Here is a 23,064-nt window from a genome sequence, read left to right as displayed (position 1 = left end):
GGTTGGTCAAGGCTAATCCTGGTAAGAAGGATCGATGCGTGCCACGCGCCGGATCAGCGCATCGAGCACGTTCTGTCCCGCGCCGTGCGCGGGCGAGAACTGCAGCGAGTCGCGCGTGGCGCGCTCGGTAATGGCCGGCGCGATGGGCAGCGTCTGGCCGCGCATGGAGTCGGTCACGACCTGCACTTCGCACGCGCGATTGAGCGTCCAGAGCAGCGCAAAAGCATGCGCGAGGCTCACGCCATGCGAGAGCAGCCCGTGATTGCGCAGGATGAGCAGCCGCTTGTCACCCATCGACTGCAGAATGCGCGATTTTTCGTCCGCGTGCACCGTGATGCCCTCGAAATCGTGATAGGCGACCATGTCGTGCAGCTGTGCCGAATAGAAGTTCGTGTACGCGAGGCCGCCCTCCATGCACGCCACCGCGAGCCCCGCCGTGGTGTGCGTGTGCATCACGCAATGGGCGTCTTCCACGTTTGCGTGGATCGCGCTATGAATCACGAAGCCCGCCGGGTTGATCGGATAATCGCTCGGGCTGAGGATGTTGCCGTCGACGTCGACCTTGACGAGATTCGAGGCCTTGACCTCGTCATACGTGAGCCCGAACGGGTTGATGAGGAAGTGCTTGTGCGGCCCTGGCACGCGTAGCGTAATGTGATTGAAGATGAGCTCGGTCCAACCCATGAGATGAAACACGCGATACACGGCAGCAAGCTGCACGCGAGTTTCCCACTCCACGGGATCGCACCATTCGGGGCGCGAGCGCCCGATGTTTTCATTCATGAAAGTCTCCTCGTTTTCAGGCTCTGATTACGCCGATCCTACGCCCAAATAAATGCGTGCGCAAGCATCAAATTGTTCGTAAAAGGCCTGCAAAAAAAGGTCTTCTGACGATGCTATGCTGGCGGCGTTGCCGCACTGCCGCGGCTGGTGAAAAAAGGCGGGAAGACAAATGACGGGGAAGTACGACATCGAAGCGCTGTTCACGTACCGGCTTCATGTGCTCAAGAAGCAAACCGACCGCACGATGAGCGACGCGTTCGAGTCGGCGCTCTCGCTCTCGCTCACGGAGGCGAGGCTGCTGCTCAGCGTGGGTGCGTTCGGACCGTTGTCGGTGTCGGACCTCGGGCGTGTGTCGAATCTCGACCGCAGCCAGGCGAGCCGCGCCACCGACGTGCTCGAACGAAAGGGCCTGCTCGCCAAGACGTCGAACGAGGCGGATGCGCGCGGCGTGCTCGTCGCGCTCACGGCGCAGGGCCGCGGCACCTACCGGCGCGCGGCGACCCTTTCGAAGGCGACGAATGAAGCGATCCTCGCCACGTTGAGCGAACACGAGCGCGAGGTGTTGGCGGCCGTGCTCGCGAAGCTGGTGGCGAGCCGGCAAGATGACGAATAAGAAGCGCGCCGAGTTGAATAGAAGGGGTTCAGCCGCGAGGCGCAGGCTGGCGGAATTTCGCGGCGAGTTCGCTGGCGCTGCGCGCCAGAAGCGAAACATCGCTGCCCACGGCGACGAAAGTCGCGCCCGCTGCGAGATATTCGTTCGCGATTGCGGGGTCCGCCGCGAGTACGCCCGCGCCTTTGCCTTGCGCGCGCACGGTGCGGATGCCTTCGCAGATCGCCTCGCGCACCTGCGGCGCGCCCGGTTGGCCGAGGAGGCCCATCGAAGCGCTCAGGTCCGCGGGGCCGAAGAACACGCCGTCCACGCCTTCCACGTTCGCGATCTCGTCGAGTTGCGCGAGCGCGCCCGTCGTCTCCACCTGCACGAGCACGCATAGTTCGTCGGCGGCGTGGTGCAGATAATCGGGCGAGCCGTTCCAGCGCGAGGCGCGCGCGAGCGCACTGCCCACGCCACGCACGCCGTGCGGCGGATAACGCGTCGCAGCCACGGCGGCGCGCGCCTCGATGGCGTTCTCGATCATCGGTACGAGCAGCGTTTGCGCGCCGATGTCGAGCAGTTGCTTGATGATCGCGGTGTCGTTGCGCACCGGCCGGACGATCGGGTGCGCAGGGTAGGGCGCGACGGCTTGCAACTGCGCGAGCGTGCTGCGCAGATCGTTGGGCGCGTGTTCGCCGTCGATGAGCAGCCAGTCGAAGCCCGTGTTCGCGAGCAGTTCGGTCACGTACGAGTCGGCCAGCGCGGCCCACAGGCCGATCTGCGGGCGGCCTTGCGCGAGCGCGCGCTTGAACGGGTTGGCGGGTGCGGACATGCCTTCCGGACTCCTGATCAGATGAAATTGAAGCCGATGCCGCCAAGCGGGCCGTAGTCGGCATGGAACGTATCGCCGGCGCGCGCCGGAATCGGAGCCGTGAACGAGCCGCTCAGAATGACGTCGCCGGCTTCGAGGCGCTCGTCGTGGCGCGCGATCTTGTTCGCGAGCCACGCCACGCCCGTGGCCGGATGATTCAGCACGGCAGCGGCGAGCCCGCTTTCCTCAACGGCGCCGTTCTTGTAGAGCAGGGCGCCGACCCAGCGCAGGTCCACGTCGAGCGGCTTCACCGGGCGGCCGCCCAGCACCACCCCCGCGTTGGCCGCGAAATCGGAGATCGTATCGAACACCTTGCGCGGCGCCTTGGTCTCGCGGTCGAATTGCTCGATGCGCGCGTCGATGATCTCGATGGCCGGCGTCACGTACGCGGTGGCGTCGAGCACGTCGAAGAGCGTGACATCCGGTCCTTGCAGCGGCCGGTTGAGCACGAACGCCAGTTCCACTTCCACGCGCGGCGCGATGAAACGATCGGCGCGAATATCGCTGCCGGAGGGAATGAACATGCTGTCGAGCAGCGGCGCGTAGTCGGGTTCGTCGATCTGCGAGCTGCGCTGCATGGCGCGCGACGTGAGGCCGATCTTGCGTCCCTTGATCGTGTGCCCGGCGGCGAGCTTGAGCTTGACCCACTCTCGCTGGATCGCGTAGCCGTCGTCGATCGTCATGCCGGGATGCGCGCGCGAAAAGTGGCGCAGCTGCGTGCGCGTGCGTTCCGCTTCGTCGAGCTGCGCAGCCAGTTCGCGGATGGTTTGCTGATCTAGCATCATGAACTCACGTTTTTGATCCGGGCATGCAGGTTGTTATGCTTCCACGTGCCTTCCTCGCTGAACTCGACGATTTCGAGCGAGAGCGCGAGGCCGCGCGTGGCGAAGGCCTGCTCGAAGTGCTGTTTCATCGCTTCGAAGAGCGCGTCGCCGGTCGCCTTGCGCACGGCCTGGGAGCGGCCCGCACCGATCTTCAGGCAACCGTGCACGAAGGCGTTCCCGGGATCGCCATCGGCAACGAAGAACTGGTCGCAGCGCAACGCACGCGTGCGAATGCCGCCACGGGGGTAAACGCGTGCGCCGGCTTCGTCGCGCTGCGCGTCGAGCACGTGGGCAAGCGTTTCGCACAGCTGACCGATGCTCGTGGCATCGGCGAGATTCGCGCTGTATTCGAGGGTGAGATGGGGCATGGCGTTCTCCCGTCCTTCAAGCCGGCAGCGGCGTGACTGGCAGGATCGCATTGATCTGCCCGGTGCCCGAACTGCCGAAATAAGGCGTGACGATTTCCGCGCGGCCTTCATAGCGGTCCCAGCCGAGCGCGCCGAGCAGCATGGCCGTGTCGTGCATGCCGCCTTCGCCCCAGCACTTCTCGCTGTACATCGGCAGCATGGCGCAAAAGGTCTTCCAGTCGCCGCGCTCCCACATCGCCACGACAGTGCGATCGGTGGCTTCGAGAAAAGGATCCCAGACCTTGTGCATGTATTCGTCGGCCGTGCCGTTGTTGGCGAAGTGGTGGCTTAGCGACCCGCTCGCGAGTATCGCGACCGTGCCGTCGTAGCGCTCCTCGATCGCGCGGCGCACGGCAAGACCGAAGCGCGCGCTCGTGGCGAGGTCGTGCCACACGCACCAGCCCGCCACCGATACGGCACGGAAATGCTGGTCTGAATTCATGTAGCGCATCGGCACGAGCGTGCCGTATTCGAGGTCGAGCGTCGTCTCGCTGTGCGCGCGGCTCTTCACGCCCATCTCGTTCGCGACCTCGGCAATCAGATGGCCGAGCTGCGGATTGCCGGGATAGGCGTAAGGCATGTTCTTGATGAAATGCGGCAGTTCGTTGCTCGTGTAGACGCCTTCGAAGCGCGGGGCGCAATTGACGTGATACTCGCTGTTGACGAGCCAGTGCACATCGAAGACGACGATCGTATCGACGCCCAGCTCGCGACAGCGCCGGCCAATCTCAAGATGGCCGTCAATGGCGGATTGACGGCAGCCCTTATGAGGCCCATCGAGTTCGGAAAGGTAGAGGGAAGGCACGTGCGTGACCTTCGCTGCCAGCGCGAGTTTGCCCATTAGACGCCCCAGTGCGGAATGTGATGCGAACCGAGCGAAACACACACGTTCTTCGGTTCGAGAAAAACTTCATAGCTCCACGTGCCGCCCTCGCGGCCCACGCCCGAAGCCTTCGTGCCGCCGAACGGCTGCCGCAGGTCGCGCACGTTCTGGCTGTTCACGAAGCACATGCCCGCTTCGATGGCGGCCGCCACGCGCAACGCCCGGCCCGCGTTCTCCGTCCACACGTAGCTGGACAGACCATAGGCGATGTCGTTGGACAGGCGGATCGCGTCGGCCTCGTCCTCGAAGGGGATGAGGCACGCGACCGGCCCAAAGATCTCTTCCTGCGCAATGCGCATGCGGTTGTCGACATCGACGAACACGGTCGGCTGAACGAAGTTGCCCTTCCTCAGTGCGTCGGGCAGCGCCGGAGCGTCGAGGCCGCCGCACGCGAGCGTCGCGCCCTCGTTGCCTCCAAGCTCGATATAGCTGCGCACCTTCGCGAGATGACCCTGGCTGATCATCGGGCCGACGATGGTCTTCTCGTCGAGCGGATCACCCACGCTGATGCGCTTTGCGCGCTCGACGAAGCGCTCGGCGAACTTCGCATAGATCGAGCGCTGCACCAATATGCGCGAGCCGGCCGTGCAGCGCTCGCCGTTGTTCGAGAAGATCATGAACACGGCGGCGTCGAGCGCGCGCTCGAAATCGGCGTCGTCGAAAATGACGAACGGCGACTTGCCGCCAAGCTCCATCGAGAACTTCTTGAGGCCCGCCGCCTGCACGATGCGATTGCCCGTGGCGGTCGACCCCGTGAACGAGACCGCGCGCACATCGGGATGAGCGACGAGCGGCTCGCCCGCTTCCTTGCCGTAGCCGTGCACGACATTGAGCACGCCGGCCGGAATGCCCGCATCGAGCGCGAGCTGGCCGAGCATCGAGGCCGTGAGCGGCGAAAGCTCGCTCATCTTCAACACGGCGGTGTTGCCGAACGCGAGACAGGGCGCGACCTTCCATGTGGCGGTCATGAACGGCACGTTCCACGGCGAGATGAGCGCGCACACGCCCACCGGATGAAACAGCGTGTAGTTCAGGTGCGTCGGCGTGGGGTAGGTATGGCCGTCCACGGCCGTGCAGACTTCGGCGAAGTAGCTGAAGTTGTCGGCGGCGCGCGGCACGAGCTGCTTGCCCGTTTGCGAAATCGTCTGCCCTGTGTCTTTCGTTTCCGTCTGCGCGATTTCGGGCACGCTCTTCGCAATCAGTTCGCCGAGCTTGCGGATGACCTTCGCACGTTCGGTGGCAGGCTTCGCGGCCCAGGCGGGAAAGGCCTCTTTTGCGGCTCGCACAGCGAGATCGACTTCCCCGGCGCCACCGCGCGCCACTTCCGCGAGCACGTCCTGGTTGGCCGGGTTCACGGTTTCGAAGTAGTCACGCCCGGCATGCGTGCGGCCGTTGATGAGATGTTCAATTCGCATAGCTAACTTACCCTTGATTCGATCCGATCCAGTTCGATGCGTTGGCGCCTCAGCGTCCGTAGTCGGTGTCGCTCGCAATCGTGTTGACGAGGCGGCCCAGGCCGTCGATCGCGCACACCACTTCGTCGCCCGCGTTCACGTTGACGACGCCTTCCGGTGTGCCGGTCAGGATGACGTCGCCGGGGGCGAGCGTCATGAAGCCGCTCAAATATTCGATGAGTTCGGCGATGCCGGTGACGAAATCGCGCGTGTTGCCGTTCTGCCTGAGTTCGCCGTTCACGTACGTGCGCAGGCCGAGCGCGTTGACGTCCGCAATGTCGGCGGCTTCGACGAACCAGGGGCCAAGCACGGTACCGCCGTCGCGGTTCTTCACGCGCAGGTTCGGGCGGTAGTAGTTCTCGAGATAATCGCGGATGGCGTAGTCGTTAGCGATCGTGTACCCCGCCACGTACTGCATGGCGTGCTCGCGCTGCACGTTCTGCGCGGTGCGGCCGATCACGACGGCAAGCTCGCACTCGTAATGCATGAACGTGACGCCGGCCGGGCGGCGCGTGGTGCCGCGATGGCCGATCACGCTGCCCGGCCCCTTGAGGAACACGAGCGGCTCTTCCTGCTTCGAGAACTGCAGTTCCTTTGCGTGCTCGGCGTAATTGAGGCCGAGCGCGAAGATCGTGCCGGGCTCGAACGGCGCGAGCCACACGACCTCGTGCTCTTCGCGCACGCGGCCGTCGGCGAGCCGCACGCGGCTTCCTTCGGGCGTCGCATCGTGTATCGCGCCCGCATAGGCAACGCGTCCGCGCATCATGCTCGTGCTCCCGGCGCCGCGCATGGCGCAACGAATTCGATCTCGAGTGACGCCCAGTCGCCGATCGCAAGCCTTGCGCGTTCGCCGGCCAGCACGACGGGCGCACCATGCGGCACGCCGAGCGTGATGACGTCGCCGGGGGCGAGCGTCATGAAGTCCGTAACGTCGGCAAGCAGCTGGGCGACGCCGCGCACGCAGCTTGCCGTCGTGGCGCCGAACCCGGCCCGGCCTTCCACGTTGACGGCGATGGCGAGCCGATCGGGATCGGCCACATGACGGCGCGCGACCACGGCCGGACCGATCACGCAGAAATTGTCGCGGGCGCGAAAGCGCACCGAAGGACGATAGACGCTGGCGTGCGGCACGCTGATATCGGCGACGAGCGTATAGCCCGCGATGTAAGCGAACGCATCGTGCGCCGCTACGCGCGCGGCCGTGCGGCCGATCACGATGCCGAGCGACGCACCTACCTCCACGCCCTCGCTGCCCGGCACGGTGACGCGAGCGCGATGGCCCGCGAGCGTATTGCGCGGCTTGAGGTAGAGGATCGGCGCACGCGGCGGCGCCTTGTAAGGGGGCGCGTTCACGGCGTCGCCCAGCGCTTCGAGCGCATTGCGGTCGTTGAGCAGCGTGCCGTAGACGGCGCCGCTCACCGGCGCACGGCATGCCGCGCCCGTGGCGAGCACGGATCGTACCGCGTCGGCGCTCACGTCGCGCGGCAAGGCCTCGCCTTCGACGTGCAGCAGATGATCGGCAACGGAAAACATGGCTTGGATTGACCTACCGGAAACACTAATATGTTAGCGATAGTGCGCTTGCTATCATCGGTCGTCAATCATCGATGAGAATTTCGCGGGTTTCCCCTGGGGCACGGCTTTGTCAGATCTTTTCCCAAAGTTGATGGCCGAACCAGGGGCGACCGGATCCTCGCCTAGCCGAAACCGCCATGTCCGATACTTCGCGTCCGACCACTCGCGTTGCCCACCGCAACCTGCCCATGTTGCTGCTGCGCGCGCGCGAAAAGATGATGGAACGCTTTCGCCCGCTCATCACGTCGCACGGGCTGACCGAACAGCAGTGGCGCGTGATCCGCGCGCTCAACGAAAGCGGCCCGCTCGAGCCAAGGCATATTTCGGATCTGTGCACGATTTCCAGCCCGAGCATGGCGGGCGTGCTCGCGCGCATGGAGGCGCTCGGCCTCGTCACGAAGGAGCGTTTCGCCGACGACCAGCGGCGCGTGCTCGTCTCGCTCACGAAGAAGAGCCATCGGCTCGTGACGGCGATTTCGAAGGATCTCGAGGCGCGCTATGAGGCGCTCGAAGCGCAGGTCGGGCCGGAGGTGGTCGAGCGTGTGTACCGCGCGATCGACGATCTGCTCGCCGGGCTGGAAGAGTGAGGGCGGCGCGGCGCATCGGCGCGTAACAACGAGACGCGCCAGCGCTCAAAGGTGAGAGTTTTCGGGAGCGGTCCGCGCAGAGGGTTCGAACCGCATACGAGCCATCAACCGAGCGAAGCAAACGCCTCGTCGAGTTCCGCGGCGTGCTGCGGACGCACCACGCGCGCCACCTCGGCCCCGTCGCGCAGGAAGATGAGCGTGGGCCAGAGCTTCACGCGAAACGAGCGGCCCAGCGCGCGGCCCGGCCCGTCTTCCACCTTGAGGCGGCGCACCTGGGGGTTGCGCTCGAAAGCCGCGCCGATCAGCGGCTGCGCGCCCTGGCAATAGCCGCACCAGTCGGTGCCGAATTCGAGGACGGCGGGCCCGCTGAGCGAGTCGATTTCCTTGCGCGCGGGCGCGTTCGTTGCGTAGCTCATCGTGTTTCCCTGATCGCTGATCATATTGGCATCTACGATACCGCATCGCGCGGCATCGTTCAGGCAAGGACTCACGCGAAGACTCACGCTTGGACTCACGCAAATGCGCGCATGGCGATCGTCGCCGTCGATTCGATACGCTCAACGAGGCTGTCGTCGGAGTCGGCATGCGCGGCCACGAGGGCGTCGATGTCGGCGAGCAGCGCGTCGAGCCGTTCGCCGAGGCGCTCGCGCGAGAGGCTCGACATCGAAAGGGGGCGGGCTCGCAGCTGAGCGGCGCTCACGCGCCGGTACTCCACGACCGAGACACGTTCGACCGCCGCAAACGGGGAGCGCGCGAGCACGTCGAGATCGCTTTCCCAGTCCGGCGATTTGCGGTGTGCGCGAGCGGGGTCCGTATTGGCGTAACGGTCGAGCAGGTCGCGATATTCGCGCGCCCAGGGGCGCAGCGGATCGTCGAGGTGCGCGGTATTGAAAAGCGCGAGTGCGCCACGCGGTGCGAGCATCGTGTCGAGGCGCGCGAGCGTGTCGCCGCGGTCCATCCAGTGAAACGCACGGCCGATCACGGCGAGATGGAATGCGCCCATTTCGGTGCCGAGATCGTACGAACTGCCCCGGCGATATTCGATGTTCGGCGCAATGCCCGCACCGAGTTGCGCGGCGATTTCGAGCATGGCGGGTTCGGGATCGACGGCGACGGCCTGCCCCACCCAACTGGCGAACGCGAGCGAAAGCTGGCCGGGGCCGCAGCCGAGATCGAGCAGACGTTGTGAACCATCGAGACCCGCGTGCTGCGCGACGCGACGAATCAAGGCGGGCGAATACGCGGGGCGCCCGATCAGATAGTGCTGTGCGGCGTGATGAAAACGATCGGCGATGAACGGCGTGACGTGGCTCATGGCACTCGGGACGGTGGACGTGAGGAGACCCCAGTCTGGAGAGGCGCGGCAATGGCGTCAAGGCGGGCGTCAAGGCGCGTTCGAGCCAAAGGTGAGGCTTTTCGGGAGTGATCGTGCTTGCGGGCGGCGACGCACCGTCGATCGACGCGTGCATGCGCGCGGGCCACGCCGCTGCGCGAGAAAATGCCTTGAAAACAAGGGGTAAACACACAAATCGACGATCCGTCCGGTGAGCAGAAATCAATCGGTAAGCGCACTCGAAGTGGCTCGAGCCGACCCCTCGGCGCGCAAAGGTGAGTGTTTTCGGGAGCGGCCGAAGCGTACCCCCGGTGCTCTCGTTCAGCGGCACGCTGCGGCAGCAGATCGAAAGTCCAAAACACCTTCAGCCCTGATTTCAAGGCATTTTTCGTTGTGGTCGGATCAGGGGGCGGCAAGCCGCCGCGCCTGCGGCATCGGCGAGCCGTCGGCAAAGGTGAGAAGATTCGGGAGCGCACTCCGCGATCCCGGCTCGCCACCCGCAGCGCCGTCGGCGTCGAATGGACGACTGTGCGGGATCGGTATATAAATAAAAAGTGCGGGATTCATTGAAAGACAGCTCACCAAGGGAGATCGAGTTCATCATGACGAGCGAAGACACGCAAAAGCAGGACGCTCAAAACCCGGGCGGCGCTACGCCGCGACCGGATCTGGACAATCTGAACGCGGCCCTTACTCACGTCGACGAAGGCGTGAAGTCCGGCAACATCGCGGCGGGCGCGGCCAAGGGCCTCGTCTTCAGCCTCGTTGAAACGCTGGGCGCGCTCGTGGGCGATCCCGATCTGCCGCAGCACGCGCGTTCGGGCTATGAAGGGTTGCTGGAAGCGGCGCGCGAGTTGCGCGCGAAACTGGAGCACTAGCCTCCGTCAATGCGTGCGGATGCGCCTTTCCCTTCAGCGCAGCAGCACGCATCACGATGCCAGCAGGGCGGCCGCGAGGCCGTCCGGCGCCGCGCCGATGCGCAGCTCCGGCGTGCCGTGCCAGTCCGCACAACGCTGCAGCGCGCGGCGCACGTCGGCCACCAGGCGTCCGCTTGTACGCACGCCGGGCTCCAGATACAGCGACTTCACCTCGAACACCGCTTGCGCGCGATGCGCCTTCGCATCGACGCGCCCGATCAGCCGCCCGCGATGCAAAATCGGGAGTACGAAATAACCGTACTTGCGTTTGGCAGCGGGAAGGTAGCATTCGATCGCATAGTCGAAGTCGAATAGCGCGAGTGCCCGCTTGCGGTCCCATACCACCGGATCGAACGGCGAGAGGAGGGTCGTGACGGTGGAGGCGAGCGTGCCGCTCGCCGCATCGTCGATGAGCGCGGCGTAGTCGCGGTGCACGAACGCGTCGTGTTTCCAGCCTTCCACGCGCACGGGCAGCAGCTCGCCCGCGTCGGCGAGCGCGTGCAGTGCATCGGCATACGGGCGGCGCGGCAAGCGGAAATAATCGGCGGCCCAGTCCGCGCGGATCACGCCGAGCGCGCGGCAGGAGCGCAAGAGGAGCTCGCGCTCCGCCACGGCGCGCGGCGGCAGATCGCGTGCGTCGTTCCAGTGCGGCAGCACGCGCTCGGTCACGTCGTAGACGCGCTGGAAATTGCGCCGCTCCGCCACCATGAGCGCGCCGGTCGCGAACAGCACTTCCAGATGCCGTTTCTCCGGCTTCCAGTCCCACCAGCCGCTGCCTTTTTTCCCCTCGGCGCGCGCGAAATCGGCGGAGCGCACGGCGCCCTCGGAGCGGATGCGCGCGACCAGCGCGTCGATCTCGTCGCGGTGTTGGGCGTGCCACCCGGCTGCGTATTTCCAGCCCATGCCGGAGGGGTCGAGCATGCGGTGGCGCAGCAGCCCATAGTCTTCGATCGGCAGAAAGCACGCCTCATGCGACCAGTATTCGAAGAGCCGCCCTTCGGCGAGGTGTGCGTCGAGCCACGCGGGCTCGAAGGCGCCGACGCGGCTGAACAGCACGAAGTAGGGACTGCGCGCGACCACGTGGATGGTGTCGATCTGCAATTGCGCCATGCGCCGGATCGCGTCGAGCAAGTCGTCTTTCGTGGCCTTGCGGCGCGGCGGCGCAAGCAGCCCCTGCGCCGCGAGATGCAGCGTGCGCGCCGCCGCTAGAGGCAGCGTCGGCGTGTGGCCGGAAGTGGCGGCACTGCCTGCGGTGGGCGTGGCGGCAATGTCCGCCGCGCGCTCACGCATGAACGCCCGCGACCACCGTCACCGGCCTTAGCGCGGCGAGCCGCTGATGGATTTGCGCGACCACGGCCGCGCCTTCGCCGACCGCCGCGGCCACGCGCTTGGTCGAGCCCGCGCGCGCGTCGCCGATGGCGTAGACGCCTTCCACCGAAGTCGCCAGGCTACACGATTCGTTATCGCCGGTCAGCACGAACCCGTGCGGGTCGAGGGCGACGCCGCATGCGCGCAGCCATCCCGTGTTCGGGTCCGCGCCCGTAAACAGGAACAGATGGCGCGCATCGAAATGGTCGATGCCTTCGGGGCACGGCGTTTTGAGGCGCACGCCAGCGAGTCCGCTCGCGTCTTCGCCAAGGGCGCCAATCTCGCTATGCCCGTGCACGTGCACGTTCGGGAGCGAGGCAATGCGGTCGATCAGGTAGCGCGACATCGTCGATTCGAAGCCGGCCTTGCGGATCAGCACGTCGATCTGGCGCGCATGCGTGGAGAGATACACGATGGCCTGCCCCGCCGAGTTGCCGCCACCGACGAGCACGACGTTCTCGTGCTTGCAAAGTTTCGCCTCCACCGGCGAGGCCCAGTAATAGATACCGCGGCCCGTATAGCGGTCGATCCCCTCGATGGCGGGCTTGCGATACACCGCGCCGCTCGCGATCACCACGGTATGCGCACGGACGTCGCCGCTGCAGGTCGTTAGGCGGCGCGGGACTTCATCACAATGCAGCGCGCGCACCGTCACCGGAATCGCGACGTGCGCGCCGAACTTTTGCGCCTGGACGAACGCGCGGCCCGCGAGCGCCTGGCCCGAGATGCCGGTGGGAAACCCAAGATAGTTCTCGATGCGCGAGCTTGCACCCGCCTGGCCGCCCGGCGCGCGGGAATCGAGCACGATCACCGAGAGCCCTTCGGACGCCGCATACACCGCCGTTGCCAGGCCCGCGGGGCCCGCGCCCACCACGGCCACGTCGTAGACGCGCTCGCCGTTCAGTTCGGGCAGGATGCCGAGGCACGTGGCCAGTTCGGGCGCAGTGGGATGGCGCAGCACCGAGCCGTCGGGGCAAATCACGAGCGGCAGATCCTCGCAGCGCGCGGCGAAACGCTCGATCAAGCCCAGCATGCTTTCGTCGCGCTCGTCGAGCACGGAATACGGATGGCCGTTGCGCGTGAGGAAACCCTGCAGCGAAACGAGCGCGGGATCGTCGTGCTTGCCCACGAGAATCGGCCCGCCCGCGCCTTTTTCGATGAGCGAGACGCGGCGCAGGATCAGCGCGCGCACGATGCGCTCGCCGAGTTCGGCTTCGGCGACGATGGCCGCGCGCAGTTGATCCGGCGGTATCAGGATCGCATCGGTGGGTTCGAGCGCCATGCCGTCCACGAGCGCCGGGCCACCCGAGAGCTGGCCCACTTCGGCAAGGAAATGCCCGCGCCCGTGCTCGACGATGAGCCGCTCGCGGCCCAGCCCATCGCGCTGGAACACCCGGGCGGAACCGGAGAGCAGCACGAACATGCCGGGGCCGGTTTCGCCCGTGCGAAAGAGCAGTTCGCCCGCCGCCCAGTGGCGCCGCTCGCCGAAGCGCGCGAGGCGCGCGATTTCGTCGTCGGTGAGCTCGGGGAACATCTGGTGGCGCCGCGACGACAGTGTCGAGAACGGCGCTTCGGCCGGTTGCGGTTGAGTGTCGGAGTGGCGGCTCGGTGAAGGAGGCACCGTGGAATCGGGTGCTTCGGCTTCGGTGATCGTGCCCATCTGGCGGTTCTCCTCGTGCGGGCGGCTCGGGAGCGGGCCGCCCGGATCAGACAGCTTTCGGGGTGATGTTGACCGGGACCTCGGCGTGCTCCGCCCTCTGCAGCGACTCGAGCGCGCGCCCTGCATCGCGCCACGCGTCGAGACCGCCGAGGAGCGGCACCACGTCGGTAAAGCCGGCCTCGAAGAGCTTCTTCGCCATCCAGGCCGCGGAAATTTCATTGGGGCACGAGCAGTAGATCACGAGCTTCTGATCGCGCGGATACTTCGAGAGAATCTCATCGAGCTTGCGCTCGTCGGCGAAGAGCGCGCCCGGAATGATGTACGGATCGAGCTTGCGCTTTTCTTCGGAGCGGATGTCGAATACCACGGGCGGCGGCGTGCAGCCCATCGCGCGGTACAGGTCGTCCACCGTGATGCGGGCGTTCGCGAGCTTCTTGATGAGCTGGCGGCGACGCTGCCAGCGGTAGGCCGCGTAAAGCAGCAGGAGCAGGACCACCACGACCGCGGCCATGCGCCCGAGGCGGCTTGCGCCGGCGAGCATCATGTCGATCTGCGGCGCGAACATCACGCCGATGAGCAGCCCGGCGCCTGACCATAGCGCAGCGCCAATGCCATCGAAGCCGACGAACTGCCGGTAGGGCACGCCCATCGCCCCCGCCAACGGCACGGAAACGAGCGATAGCCCCGGCACGAACTTCGCCACGGCAAGCACCCGCACACCCCAGCGGCCGAAAAAGCGCTCCGTCTTCTTCACGCAGGTATCGCGCGAAAGCGAGAGCTTGCAGAGCGTCTTGAGCGTGTTGCCGCCATAGAGGCGACCCGCCAGGAACCACACGCTGTCGCCGATGAGCATGGCGAACACGGAAAGTCCGAGCACCGGCACCACCTGCTGGCCGATCGATCCGGGGTGCATGGCCGCCATCGCGCCGAACAACACGAGCGCGGGCATCGCGGGCACGGGCAGCCCGAGCGATCCGGCGAGCACATTGAGGAATACCAGCGCAGGCCCGTATTGCGCGATGAGGTCATGTAGCATCGGCTTACTTCCGTTGCGCCTTGAGCGGAGAAACGGGAAAGATAGGAGGGTAACGTAAAGATTATGGACGCATTTCGCAGGCGTGCAAGCGAGGCCCCACGCGCGCATGCACGGCTCGCGAAGCGTGCGTCCGCTAAGGACCGGCGCATCACGTCCGGTCGTGCTTGTGCGTGCGCGAGCTTACCTGCCTTGCGTGGCAAGTATGCGAAAAAGCGCCGGATTGAAACCGGCCGAAAGACGGGCGGCAGAAAGCGGCGCAAACAGCGGCACGCCGTCAGGCGCGCGATCTTTCGCACCGCTTCTTTCCCTGCGGTTAGCGCGTGTGCGATTCCCCGGGTAGCTCCGCGCCTTGCGCGCGAATTGCCGCGATCAGCTCGGCCGGTGTGATCTCGTAACGCACTTCGCGATGAATGCCCGGCTTGCGCTCGTCGACTTCGATCAGCAAGAGGCTTTTGCCGTCGGCCGCCGATTCGAGGCGCAGAGAACGCAGTTCGCGTCCGGTCGCGTCGTCATGCTCGGTGAGCAGGGTCATGGTTCCGGAAGACCCGGTCGTGCGCATTGATGTTGTCCTCGTGCGTTGGGTGGTCGAGCCATTGTACGGGGTCGGCTGCGCGGCGTGCTTTGTCGAACGAGTGCTGACGCACACTGCGAGCGCGTCGAGCCGCGACCCTGGCCAGCCAGTTTAACGCGACTCGCCGCCGCCACAACCGATTTTGCGCGCCCCGCAACGGGCGATGCGAAATGCGTTGCGCGTTGCTGGGCTGTCATGGTTGCGAAGCAAAGCAATGCCAGGCGCGCGGGCGGGCGCGCCAGAAAAAACGGCTCACCCGGGCAGGCCGGGCGAGCCGTTGAAACGCCGTTGTTACTCGGATCAGCAATCCGCGGTACGGCTTGCTGACGGTTTCGATGGTGCCGGCCGCCCGCCGCACTGTCGAGATGGGACTAACGCCGATCTCTCAGACCAATCGGCGGACGCGGTTCGCCTGGTCACGCGGCGCGGCGATCACGCCTCGCGATCACGCCGCGATTTCCTCGGCCGCCTCGGCCATTGCAGCCTTCCTGGCGGGCTGGCGACGCGCCGCGTTGCTGGCGGGCTTCGAGCGCGTCGAGGCCTGGGCGCCCGCCACGGTGAAGAGCCGCACGGCTTCATCGAGGACATCCGCCTGTTCGGCGAGCCGCTGCGCGGTGGCGGCGGCCTGCTCGACGAGCGCGGCGTTCTGCTGCGTGGCGCTGTCCAGATGCGCCACGGCCTGGTTGACCTGGCGGATGCCTTCGGCCTGTTCGCCGCTCGCGTTCGCGACCTCGACGATGATCGACGAGACGCGGCTCACGGCTTCGTCGATCGAGCGCATCTGCGCCGTCGTGTTGCCGACGAGCCGCGTGCCTTCGGCGATCTCGTTGACGCTCGCGTCCACGAGCTGCTTGATCTCCTTGGCCGATGCCGCGCAACGCTGCGCGAGCATGCGCACCTCGCCCGCCACCACGGCGAACGAGCGGCCCGCTTCGCCGGCGCGTGCGGCTTCGACGGCGGCGTTGAGCGCGAGGATGTTGGTCTGGAACGCAATACCGTCGATCACGCCGGTGATGTCGCTGATGCGGCGCGACGCTTCGGTGATGCCGGACATCGTGCGCTCCATCTGCGCCGCGATCGAACCGCCTTCGGCTGCCGCCGACTGGGCGTCGCGCGCGAGGTCGAGCGCGCGGGCGCTGGCCTCGGCGTTGGCCTGCACGGTCGTCGTCAGCTGATCCATCGTGGCAGCGGTTTCTTCGAGCGACGCGGCCTGCATTTCGGTGCGCCGCGAGAGATCGAGATTGCCGCTGGAAATTTCGTGGGCCGAGTCGAGCATACCGTCGATCTGCGAACGAACGTCGAGCACGATCGCAGTCAGATTGGCCTGCAACTGGTTGAGCGCCTGGAGCACGTCGCCGAGATCGTCGTTCGCGGCGACCGCGAGCGTGGCGGTGAGGTCGCCGGCGGCCATGCGCGTGGAGGCCGCCGTCATCTGCTCGAGCGGCGCGCCGAGGTGCCGCGTGGTGAGGCGCCAGGCGCCGAGCGCGCAAACGCAGGCCGCGCCGAACGCGCCCCAGAACGGCAGCGGCGGCAGACCTTGCCAGGCGGCGAAACCGGCCGCGGCGAACACGGCGGACACGGCGCCATAGCCGAAGGCAATGCGCGTAGCGATGGGCACGCGCAGCAGCGACTGCAGCGCGCCGACCATGCCCGTGCGGATCACGACGCCGTGACGCAGCCGCACGCCTTGCAGGCGGCCCTCGCGCATTTGCGCATAGAAGGCCTCGGCCTGGCGGATTTCCTCGCGGCTGGGCTTCACGCGCACGCTCAGATAGCCGACCACGGTCCCCTGCTCGGAGACGGGCGTCACGTTCGCGCGCACCCAGTAGTGGTCGCCGGTCTTGCGGCGGTTCTTGACGATCGCGGTCCAGGGGCGACCTTCGCGGACGGTCTCCCAGAGGTCGGCGAACGCTTCGGCCGGCATGTCGGGATGACGAATGATGTTATGCGCCTTGCCGATCAGTTCTTCTTTCGTAAAGCCGGATACCGCGACGAACGCAGGATTGCAGTACTGAATGCGGCCTTTGAGATCGGTGGCCGAGACCAGCATCTGCGAAGTGGGATAGTCGAATTCCTGTTGCGTGACGGGTTGATTGTTGCGCATGTGATTCCCTCGATGGGGCCGCTTGAGACCCAACAACACTGCAAGCCATAACGGCATATTCCTTACGAACTTTAGGGTCTTGTGCTGACGAGGCAATGCACGGGCAGCGGAAGAATCTGTTGTGCTATCAATGGATTGGCGCAGATATTGGGGTGCATATTCACAGACTTGTGCCCATTAACTGTGGACAAGTCCACTGCCTCCAAAACGTGCAACTTCTCTGCTGCGTGGAGCATTGACGTTTGCAATCATGGGCTTAGGCGCGATGTCCAGAACTTGTGCACAGGGCTGTGCCCAAAAACTGTGGAAAACCACGGTGCGCTGCGCGTGGTCTGGAGCGGCATTGCCGCGATTGGGAACGCTGCGGGTTAACCGAACCGCATCAAGGACTTGATGCGGTCTTCCAAGGGTTACGCACAGGGCTGCCAACAAAATTTGTGGAGAACTCGTGGCGCGTGCCAGGACGCGCCGCCGCTCCGCATTCGCTCACTTCGCTTCGGCTTCCTGCCATTCTTCGGTGGCCGCCACATCTCCCGCGACCGAATACAGCACGCGCGTATTGCGCGTCTTGAGAAAATTTTCAAGCGATTCCCCACGCATGGCCGCGGGAAGGTTCGAAGTCCCAACCACCGTCTGTGGCGCGCTTGATCGTCGCGGGTTCGGACGCCGTGTGGATCGTGCCGCAGCGTGTCGCACAAAGCGATATCGATGCAGGACTACTCGTGCAAATCGACCTGCCGGCTCCGCAGGGCGTGGAACCGATCGGCATTCTTCGGCGCAGCACGGTGACGCTCGTCGAGGCGATCGCCGCGCTCGCGCAGCAATTGCGCGAATGTGCGCGGGCGCAGTAGTGGCCCGCATTCGCCATCTGCTCGACCTTGCCGCACCGTTCTTTCGGTGACCGTTGCCGTGGCCGAAGCACCCAATCCGGTTGAAACCGGCTTCAACATGTGAAATGATATCGATTCTCATTTCCGTGAGAGGCTGCGCGACGATGTGTCCCGCACGCTCTTTCTTTCTCGCCGGTCGAACATGACGGCGCCGAACGCGTGATCGAAGGTACGAAGCGCGCGCTGGGCTTCGACATGGACTTCGCCATCGAGCGTCTCGACGCGGGCCGCCGGCGCTCAGGCGCGGCCTGGCAGGCTGCTATCGCAAACTTTCACGACCCTGGAGTCATACATGAGCTTTCCCGATACGGCCGAGATTGACGCGCCGGCAGCGCCGCGCACGCGTCTGGACGCCGGGCAACGCGACGATCGCGCGAGGCGCTCGCGGCGCGCGACCTTCACCAAGTGGCTGCGTAAGGTGCACGGCTGGGTGGGGCTTTGGGGAGCGGCGCTTGGCCTGCTGTTCGGCGCGACCGGTTTCGTACTCAACCATCGCGCCGAGCCGCTGCGCATTTCACCGGGCGCGCCCCAGGTCTCGACGATGCAGCTCGCGGTGCCCGATCCCGCGCCGCAAACGCCGCGCGAGATGATCGAATGGTTGCGCGCGCAACCGGATCTGAAACTGCCTGCGCGCATGGGCCGTGTGCAAAAGGAGCCCGAGCGCAAGGTGGCGTGGGGCGATCGTGAAGTCGTGCAGCCCGAGCATTGGCAGATGACGTTCACCTCGCCGGGCGAGAGCGTGATGGTCGAGTACTGGGCGGGCAACGACACGCTCACGCTCAAGCGCACCGACAACTCGCTCGTCTCGACGATCGCGAATCTGCACAAGGGCACGGGCATGAGTATCGGCTGGGTGCTGTTCATCGACAGCTTTGCGGGCGCGCTCGTTCTACTTTCGCTCACCGGCGTGCTGCTATGGACGGAATTCAACAAGCGCAAGACGGTGGGCGCCGTGCTGCTGTTCGGCTCGATCGTCGTGGCGGTGTGGGCGGGGCTCGCGTAAGCGCCTGCGGTCGACTCGGGCTGGCTCGTCTCGCGACGCTGCGACGATCAGCGCGGCTGCCCGTGCTGCGTCGCCGCCGCATCGACCGCCTCGACTGAGCGCGTCAGCCACGGTCCGATCTCCATCTCCTCGTAGCGCACGAGGCGGCTCTTGCGCGCGCGGCGATACGCCCACCAGATCGCGACAAACAGCGGAATCCAGACGTAGATCGACAGCACTTCCATCCAGTCGATGCGGGACGCAAAGAATGCCTGGTAATCCTGCCCAAGCGAGATCGCGATGCAGATCGCAATCGCAAAGAGCGGCCCGAACGGGAACCACTTCGCGCGGTACGGCAGCTGGTCGAGCCGGTAGCCCTGCCTCAGGAAACCCTTGCGGAACCGGTAATGGCAGGCCGCGATGCCGAGCCACGCTATAAAGCCCGTGATGCCGACCGTATTCAGGAGCCACAGATAGATGCTCTGGTTGTTGGTCAGCGAGGTGAGAAAGCACAACCCGCCCACGGCCATCGTCGCGTACAGCGCGTTGCGCGGCACCCCGCCCGGCGACAGCCTCGCGAACAGCGCGGGCGCGCGCCCTTCCGACGCGAGGTTGTACAGCATCCGCGTGGCCGCGTAGGTGCCGGAATTGCCGGCCGACAACACGGCGGTGAGGATCACGAGATTCATCGCGCTGGCGGCAAGCCGGAAGCCTGCGTGGCTGAATACCAACGTGAACGGACTCACGCCGATGTCGGTCACGTCGCTCTTGAGCAGATTCGGGTCCGTGTACGGAACCAGCAGGCCGATCACGAAGATCGCGAGCACGTAGAACAACGTGATCCGCCAGAAGATCTGCTTCACTGCGCGCGGGATCGTCTTGCGCGGATTTTCCGATTCGCCGGCTGTGATCCCGACCAGCTCGGTGCCGAGAAACGAGAATCCCGCGATCAGCGCGACGCTCATCATCGCGTGTACGCCGCCGACGAATGGCGCGTCGCCCGTCGTGAAATTGCGCCAGCCGACCGTGTGCCCGTTCCCGAGCACGCCCGCCGCGATCAGCAGCCCGGCCGCGATGAACGCAATGACCGTGACGACCTTGATCAGCGAGAACCAGTACTCGGATTCGCCAAAGCCGCGCACGGACAGCGTGTTCAGCAGGAAGATCAGCACGAGGAAGCCTGCGCCCCACAAGATGCCCGGCACGTCCGGAAACCAGTACCGCATCACGATCTGCCCGGCGACCAGTTCGATCGCGATCGTGACGGCCCAGCTATACCAGTAGGTCCAGCCGAGCGCGACGCCGAAGCCTTCGTCGACGTACTTCTCGCCGTAGATCGCGAACGATCCCGACACCGGCATCAGCGCGGCCATCTCGCCCAGGCCCGTGACGACGAAATAGACCATCAACCCGATCGCGATATACGCGGCGATCGCGCCTCCCGGCCCCGCCTGCGCGACCGACGCGCCCGACGCGACGAACAGCCCCGTGCCGATCGAACCGCCGATCGCGATCATGGCGATGTGGCGGCTCTGCAGCCGGCGCTTGAGCGCCGGTCCGGACGGCTCAGCCGTTTCCTCTGCCGCTTGCAAGACATCCATTGTGTTCACCCGGAATGAATTGGGATCTGTCAATTTGATTCGGCATACGAATTTATTGGCTGATTGTGAGAGCCCGGGTTTTCGAGCCGAAACCGGTGCAGCCCGTCCGGCCGCGCGCCCGCTGCCGCCGTATCGAGCCCGCGCCTGCGCGTCAGTCGACGCCGCGCTTGATCGCCTGCAGCTCGGCTGTGGTCACGATTTTCTCGATCCTGAAGCGCGGGCTTTCCAGCCAGACGTTCGCGATTCGCCGGTATTCGTCGAGATCCTCGCAGATGAGCCGCACGAGAAAATCGAACGTGCCGCTGACGAGCCAGCAATCGAGCACGGCCGGGTTCGCGCGCATCTCCTCTTCGAACGGCGCTTGCGAACGCCCGTGATCGGCCAGCACGATCTGCGCGATCACGACGATCGGCTTGGTCGCGCGCGGCGCCTTGATCACCGCGCGGTAGCCTTCGATGATCCCCAGCGCCTCGAGCCTTTCCACGCGCGCCTGGCAGGGGCGCGGCGTGAGGTTCACGAGTTCCGAGAGCTTGCGGTACGAGATGCGGCCGTCGTTGCGCAGGATGTCGAGGATCCGGAGATCGATCTTGTCGAGCTGCATTTTCTTGTCGGTCATTCGCGTTCGCTCCGGTCGGGTCATGGCTCGGGCGCGGAACGTCTCCTTTGCCGCGCGGGGCCAACATTATCCGGCCGAAGGTAGCCGCGCGCCAGCCGGCTAGAACCGCAGCGACAGGCAGGTCAGGCCGCCGTCCATCTTGCGGAACTCGCTCGTATCGATCACGTGCAGCGGCAGGCCGAGCGTGGCGATCGCGTCTTGCACGCGCGGATAGCCGGCCGGCATGATCAGCGCGCCATTCACGCGCAGCGTGTTGCCCGCGTATTCGTCGGCAGCCTGGATCGCAATCCGGCGATACCCGGCGAACGCCGGATGCGCGGCCAGCGCCTCGCTGACGAGCAGCAGGTCGTCGCCGAGTGCGTTGACGACCGACTTCAAATGCAGCCCCGCGCCCACCGGCACCGCGACGACGGTATAGCCGTAGCGCGACACGAGCGACTCGAACGCCGCAACGCCGTCGGCGTCGGTGCGGCCGGACAGGCCGATGTAGAAGCGCTTGCCGACCAGCATGACGTCGCCGCCGTCGAGGCGCCCGTCGCGCATCGGCAGCAGCTCGCGATGAGCGGCGAGCGCCGGTTCGATATGCCCGGTTTCGCCGCGCCGTGCGGGTGCGCCGGGGCGCGTGATCACCGCGAATTCAGGCGTCACGACGGCAACGTCCTCGACGAAATGCGAATCCGGAAAGCCGTCCAGCGGCGGGAGCTCGGTCAGCTCGACGCCGAGCTGGCGCAGCGTCGCGCAGTATGTGTGGAACTGCGTGAGCGTCTTGTCGTAATCGGGCGTGCCGAGCGCGGCGGTGGTCAGGCCCGCGCCGCAGGACGGTGCGGGACGGCGAACGATGGCTTGCGTGAATTGCATGGACTCCTCTCATTGCCGTGCCCGTGCGGAGCACGGGGCAACTCCGTTGTGTACGGACCATTATCAGAGGTCAAATTGCGCAATCCGCGTCGAATTGGGCAGCACCGACAGCTGATTGCGTCGAATTTCATGCGGCACGCAGCGGATTCGGCGGCCGGCCAATCGCTACCCGACTTGCTCGCTCGTTTGCTGGAACCGGTTCAACCGGGCGGAGTCAAGTTTTTGAACTGGCCTCTCAGTCCTTCACACCGCGCTTGCGCAGCAGATAGGTATCCATGATCCAGCCATTCGCTTCGCGCGCTTCTGCGCGCACGCGCACGATCTCGTCTTTCACGTCTTCCAGACGGCCCGACATCAGGATTTCGTCGGGCGTACCCACATACGCGCCCCAGTAGATATCGAGTTCCTCGCCCGCGAGTTGCGCATACGCGTTTTGTGCGTCGAGCATGACCACGGCGCTTTGCGCATCCTGCGGAAAACCGTCTTCCGCGAGCCGCCTGCCCGTCGTGATGCTGACCGGCTTGCCGATGAAGTTGAGCGGCACGCGATGCTTCGCCGCGAGCGCCTGCACGCTGCTGATGCCGGGAATCACTTCGAAGTCGAACGGCAGCCGTCCCTCGGCGAGGATCGCATCGAGAATGCGGATCGTGCTGTCGTAGAGCGACGGATCGCCCCAGACGAGAAACGCCCCGCATTGACCGTCGCTCAATTCCTCTTCGATCAGCCGCTCGAACACGCGCTGCTTGTCGCGGTTGAGCTCGTCCACGGCCTCCTTGTAATCGAGGCCTTCGTCGCGGCGGCGCTCGGGGCTCGTCGCTTCCACGATGCGATAGTCGTCGTGTTTGATGAAGCGCGCGCAGATTTCCTTGCGCAGCGCGACGAGCTTGTCCTTGGCCGGGCCCTTGTCCATCACGAAGAACACGTCGGCGGCGTTGAGCGCGTCGATCGCCTGCACGGTCAGGTAGTTCGGGTCGCCCGCGCCGATGCCGATGATGAGGATCTTTTTCACGTTGCTGGTCCGGAATGGGAGTCGTCGGTGCGGCGCAATGATAGCGCGAGTCCGGCGCGGCGCCCTGCTCGTCGTCATGGGCAATTTTCTTCAATACGCACACGCGGCGCACGTCTACGCTCTACGCCTATTGATCGCCAATG

The 23,064-nt window shown here is 65.6% G+C and carries 24 protein-coding genes; 5 read left to right on the top strand and 19 right to left on the bottom strand.

Features of this window, described 5'->3' with window-relative positions:
* Window positions 1-12 precede the first annotated feature (12 nt).
* Window positions 13-783: a class II aldolase/adducin family protein gene (locus tag VSR34_RS08620; RefSeq protein ID WP_042287890.1), complete on the bottom strand. Its 771-nt coding sequence runs from the start codon at window positions 781-783 to the stop codon at window positions 13-15.
* Between the two features lie 169 nt (window positions 784-952).
* Here VSR34_RS08620 and VSR34_RS08615 point away from each other — a divergent pair, with 169 nt between their 5' ends.
* Complete coding sequence (locus VSR34_RS08615; protein WP_028209874.1) at window positions 953-1,396, top strand: MarR family transcriptional regulator; 444 nt, start codon at window positions 953-955, stop codon at window positions 1,394-1,396.
* Window positions 1,397-1,424: 28 nt separating this feature from the next.
* On the opposite strand, the gene hpaI is transcribed toward VSR34_RS08615, so the two are convergent.
* Genes hpaI through VSR34_RS08580 form a run of 7 tightly spaced genes read right to left on the bottom strand, consistent with a single transcriptional unit; the run spans window position 1,425 to window position 7,347 of the window.
* A complete protein-coding gene (gene hpaI, locus VSR34_RS08610; protein WP_342962325.1) occupies window positions 1,425-2,207 on the bottom strand; it encodes a 4-hydroxy-2-oxoheptanedioate aldolase in 783 nt (260 codons plus the stop codon).
* Between the two features lie 17 nt (window positions 2,208-2,224).
* Window positions 2,225-3,028: a 2-oxo-hept-4-ene-1,7-dioate hydratase gene (hpaH, locus tag VSR34_RS08605; RefSeq protein WP_028209876.1), complete on the bottom strand. Its 804-nt coding sequence runs from the start codon at window positions 3,026-3,028 to the stop codon at window positions 2,225-2,227.
* Entirely contained in the window at window positions 3,028-3,438 is a 411-nt protein-coding gene (locus VSR34_RS08600; protein ID WP_028229738.1) for a 5-carboxymethyl-2-hydroxymuconate Delta-isomerase, read from the bottom strand. Before VSR34_RS08600 ends, hpaH begins: the two co-directional genes overlap by 1 nt.
* A 16-nt stretch (window positions 3,439-3,454) precedes the next feature.
* The gene (hpaD, locus tag VSR34_RS08595) at window positions 3,455-4,318 is read right to left on the bottom strand and encodes a 3,4-dihydroxyphenylacetate 2,3-dioxygenase (protein WP_028209878.1); all 864 of its coding nucleotides are present in this window, start codon (window positions 4,316-4,318) and stop codon (window positions 3,455-3,457) included.
* Window positions 4,318-5,775 (bottom strand): 5-carboxymethyl-2-hydroxymuconate semialdehyde dehydrogenase, encoded by a 1,458-nt coding sequence (hpaE, locus tag VSR34_RS08590; RefSeq protein WP_028229739.1) that lies wholly within the window; start codon window positions 5,773-5,775, stop codon window positions 4,318-4,320. Before hpaE ends, hpaD begins: the two co-directional genes overlap by 1 nt.
* A gap of 49 nt (window positions 5,776-5,824) precedes the next feature.
* On the bottom strand, window positions 5,825-6,580 hold the full coding sequence (locus VSR34_RS08585) for a fumarylacetoacetate hydrolase family protein (RefSeq protein ID WP_342962324.1): 756 nt from the start codon (window positions 6,578-6,580) through the stop codon (window positions 5,825-5,827).
* On the bottom strand, window positions 6,577-7,347 hold the full coding sequence (locus tag VSR34_RS08580; RefSeq protein ID WP_342962323.1) for a fumarylacetoacetate hydrolase family protein: 771 nt from the start codon (window positions 7,345-7,347) through the stop codon (window positions 6,577-6,579). The genes VSR34_RS08585 and VSR34_RS08580 overlap by 4 nt, the downstream gene beginning before the upstream one ends.
* 230 nt (window positions 7,348-7,577) lie before the next feature.
* Between VSR34_RS08580 and hpaR the strand changes: the two genes are divergently transcribed.
* Window positions 7,578-7,976: a homoprotocatechuate degradation operon regulator HpaR gene (gene hpaR / locus VSR34_RS08575; protein WP_028209882.1), complete on the top strand. Its 399-nt coding sequence runs from the start codon at window positions 7,578-7,580 to the stop codon at window positions 7,974-7,976.
* Between the two features lie 104 nt (window positions 7,977-8,080).
* Here the strand turns inward: hpaR and VSR34_RS08570 are convergent, their stop codons facing one another.
* On the bottom strand, window positions 8,081-8,392 hold the full coding sequence (locus tag VSR34_RS08570) for a thioredoxin family protein (RefSeq protein WP_028209883.1): 312 nt from the start codon (window positions 8,390-8,392) through the stop codon (window positions 8,081-8,083).
* 95 nt (window positions 8,393-8,487) lie between these two features.
* Window positions 8,488-9,291, bottom strand: a complete 804-nt coding sequence (locus tag VSR34_RS08565) for a class I SAM-dependent methyltransferase (RefSeq protein ID WP_342962322.1) — start codon at window positions 9,289-9,291, stop codon at window positions 8,488-8,490.
* A gap of 620 nt (window positions 9,292-9,911) precedes the next feature.
* On the opposite strand from VSR34_RS08565, the gene VSR34_RS08560 reads away from it, so the two are divergent.
* Window positions 9,912-10,187: a hypothetical protein gene (locus VSR34_RS08560; RefSeq protein ID WP_028209884.1), complete on the top strand. Its 276-nt coding sequence runs from the start codon at window positions 9,912-9,914 to the stop codon at window positions 10,185-10,187.
* 51 nt (window positions 10,188-10,238) lie between these two features.
* Here the strand turns inward: VSR34_RS08560 and VSR34_RS08555 are convergent, their stop codons facing one another.
* The 5 genes from VSR34_RS08555 to VSR34_RS08535 form a co-directional block, all read right to left on the bottom strand.
* On the bottom strand, window positions 10,239-11,516 hold the full coding sequence (locus tag VSR34_RS08555; protein ID WP_342962321.1) for a crosslink repair DNA glycosylase YcaQ family protein: 1,278 nt from the start codon (window positions 11,514-11,516) through the stop codon (window positions 10,239-10,241).
* A complete protein-coding gene (locus VSR34_RS08550) occupies window positions 11,509-13,254 on the bottom strand; it encodes an FAD-dependent oxidoreductase (RefSeq protein ID WP_342962320.1) in 1,746 nt (581 codons plus the stop codon). The genes VSR34_RS08555 and VSR34_RS08550 overlap by 8 nt, the downstream gene beginning before the upstream one ends.
* Window positions 13,255-13,300: 46 nt before the next feature.
* Entirely contained in the window at window positions 13,301-14,290 is a 990-nt protein-coding gene (locus VSR34_RS08545; protein ID WP_028209886.1) for a DedA family protein/thiosulfate sulfurtransferase GlpE, read from the bottom strand.
* 313 nt (window positions 14,291-14,603) lie between these two features.
* Window positions 14,604-14,849: a hypothetical protein gene (locus tag VSR34_RS08540; protein ID WP_028209887.1), complete on the bottom strand. Its 246-nt coding sequence runs from the start codon at window positions 14,847-14,849 to the stop codon at window positions 14,604-14,606.
* A gap of 457 nt (window positions 14,850-15,306) precedes the next feature.
* A complete protein-coding gene (locus tag VSR34_RS08535) occupies window positions 15,307-16,965 on the bottom strand; it encodes a PAS domain-containing methyl-accepting chemotaxis protein (protein WP_028209888.1) in 1,659 nt (552 codons plus the stop codon).
* A gap of 635 nt (window positions 16,966-17,600) precedes the next feature.
* Here VSR34_RS08535 and VSR34_RS08530 point away from each other — a divergent pair.
* Together VSR34_RS08530 and VSR34_RS08525 are read left to right on the top strand one after the other, a co-directional pair.
* Complete coding sequence (locus tag VSR34_RS08530) at window positions 17,601-17,816, top strand: hypothetical protein (RefSeq protein ID WP_028209889.1); 216 nt, start codon at window positions 17,601-17,603, stop codon at window positions 17,814-17,816.
* Between the two features lie 331 nt (window positions 17,817-18,147).
* Complete coding sequence (locus VSR34_RS08525) at window positions 18,148-18,858, top strand: PepSY-associated TM helix domain-containing protein (RefSeq protein WP_028209890.1); 711 nt, start codon at window positions 18,148-18,150, stop codon at window positions 18,856-18,858.
* Window positions 18,859-18,905: 47 nt separating this feature from the next.
* Here VSR34_RS08525 and VSR34_RS08520 read toward each other — a convergent pair whose 3' ends face one another.
* The 4 genes from VSR34_RS08520 to cobF form a co-directional block, all read right to left on the bottom strand.
* A complete protein-coding gene (locus VSR34_RS08520; RefSeq protein ID WP_028209891.1) occupies window positions 18,906-20,438 on the bottom strand; it encodes an amino acid permease in 1,533 nt (510 codons plus the stop codon).
* Window positions 20,439-20,589: 151 nt separating this feature from the next.
* A complete protein-coding gene (locus VSR34_RS08515) occupies window positions 20,590-21,054 on the bottom strand; it encodes an Lrp/AsnC family transcriptional regulator (RefSeq protein WP_342962319.1) in 465 nt (154 codons plus the stop codon).
* Window positions 21,055-21,153: 99 nt separating this feature from the next.
* Window positions 21,154-21,912: an amidinotransferase gene (locus tag VSR34_RS08510; RefSeq protein WP_342962318.1), complete on the bottom strand. Its 759-nt coding sequence runs from the start codon at window positions 21,910-21,912 to the stop codon at window positions 21,154-21,156.
* Window positions 21,913-22,147: 235 nt separating this feature from the next.
* Window positions 22,148-22,921, bottom strand: a complete 774-nt coding sequence (gene cobF / locus VSR34_RS08505) for a precorrin-6A synthase (deacetylating) (RefSeq protein ID WP_342962317.1) — start codon at window positions 22,919-22,921, stop codon at window positions 22,148-22,150.
* Between the last annotated feature and the right edge of the window lie 143 nt (window positions 22,922-23,064).

Source organism: Paraburkholderia sp. JHI2823 (assembly GCF_038900695.1).
GTDB lineage: Bacteria > Pseudomonadota > Gammaproteobacteria > Burkholderiales > Burkholderiaceae > Paraburkholderia > Paraburkholderia mimosarum.
Note: the sequence above shows the minus strand (reverse complement) of the source record. Positions and strands in the feature narration are given on the sequence as shown.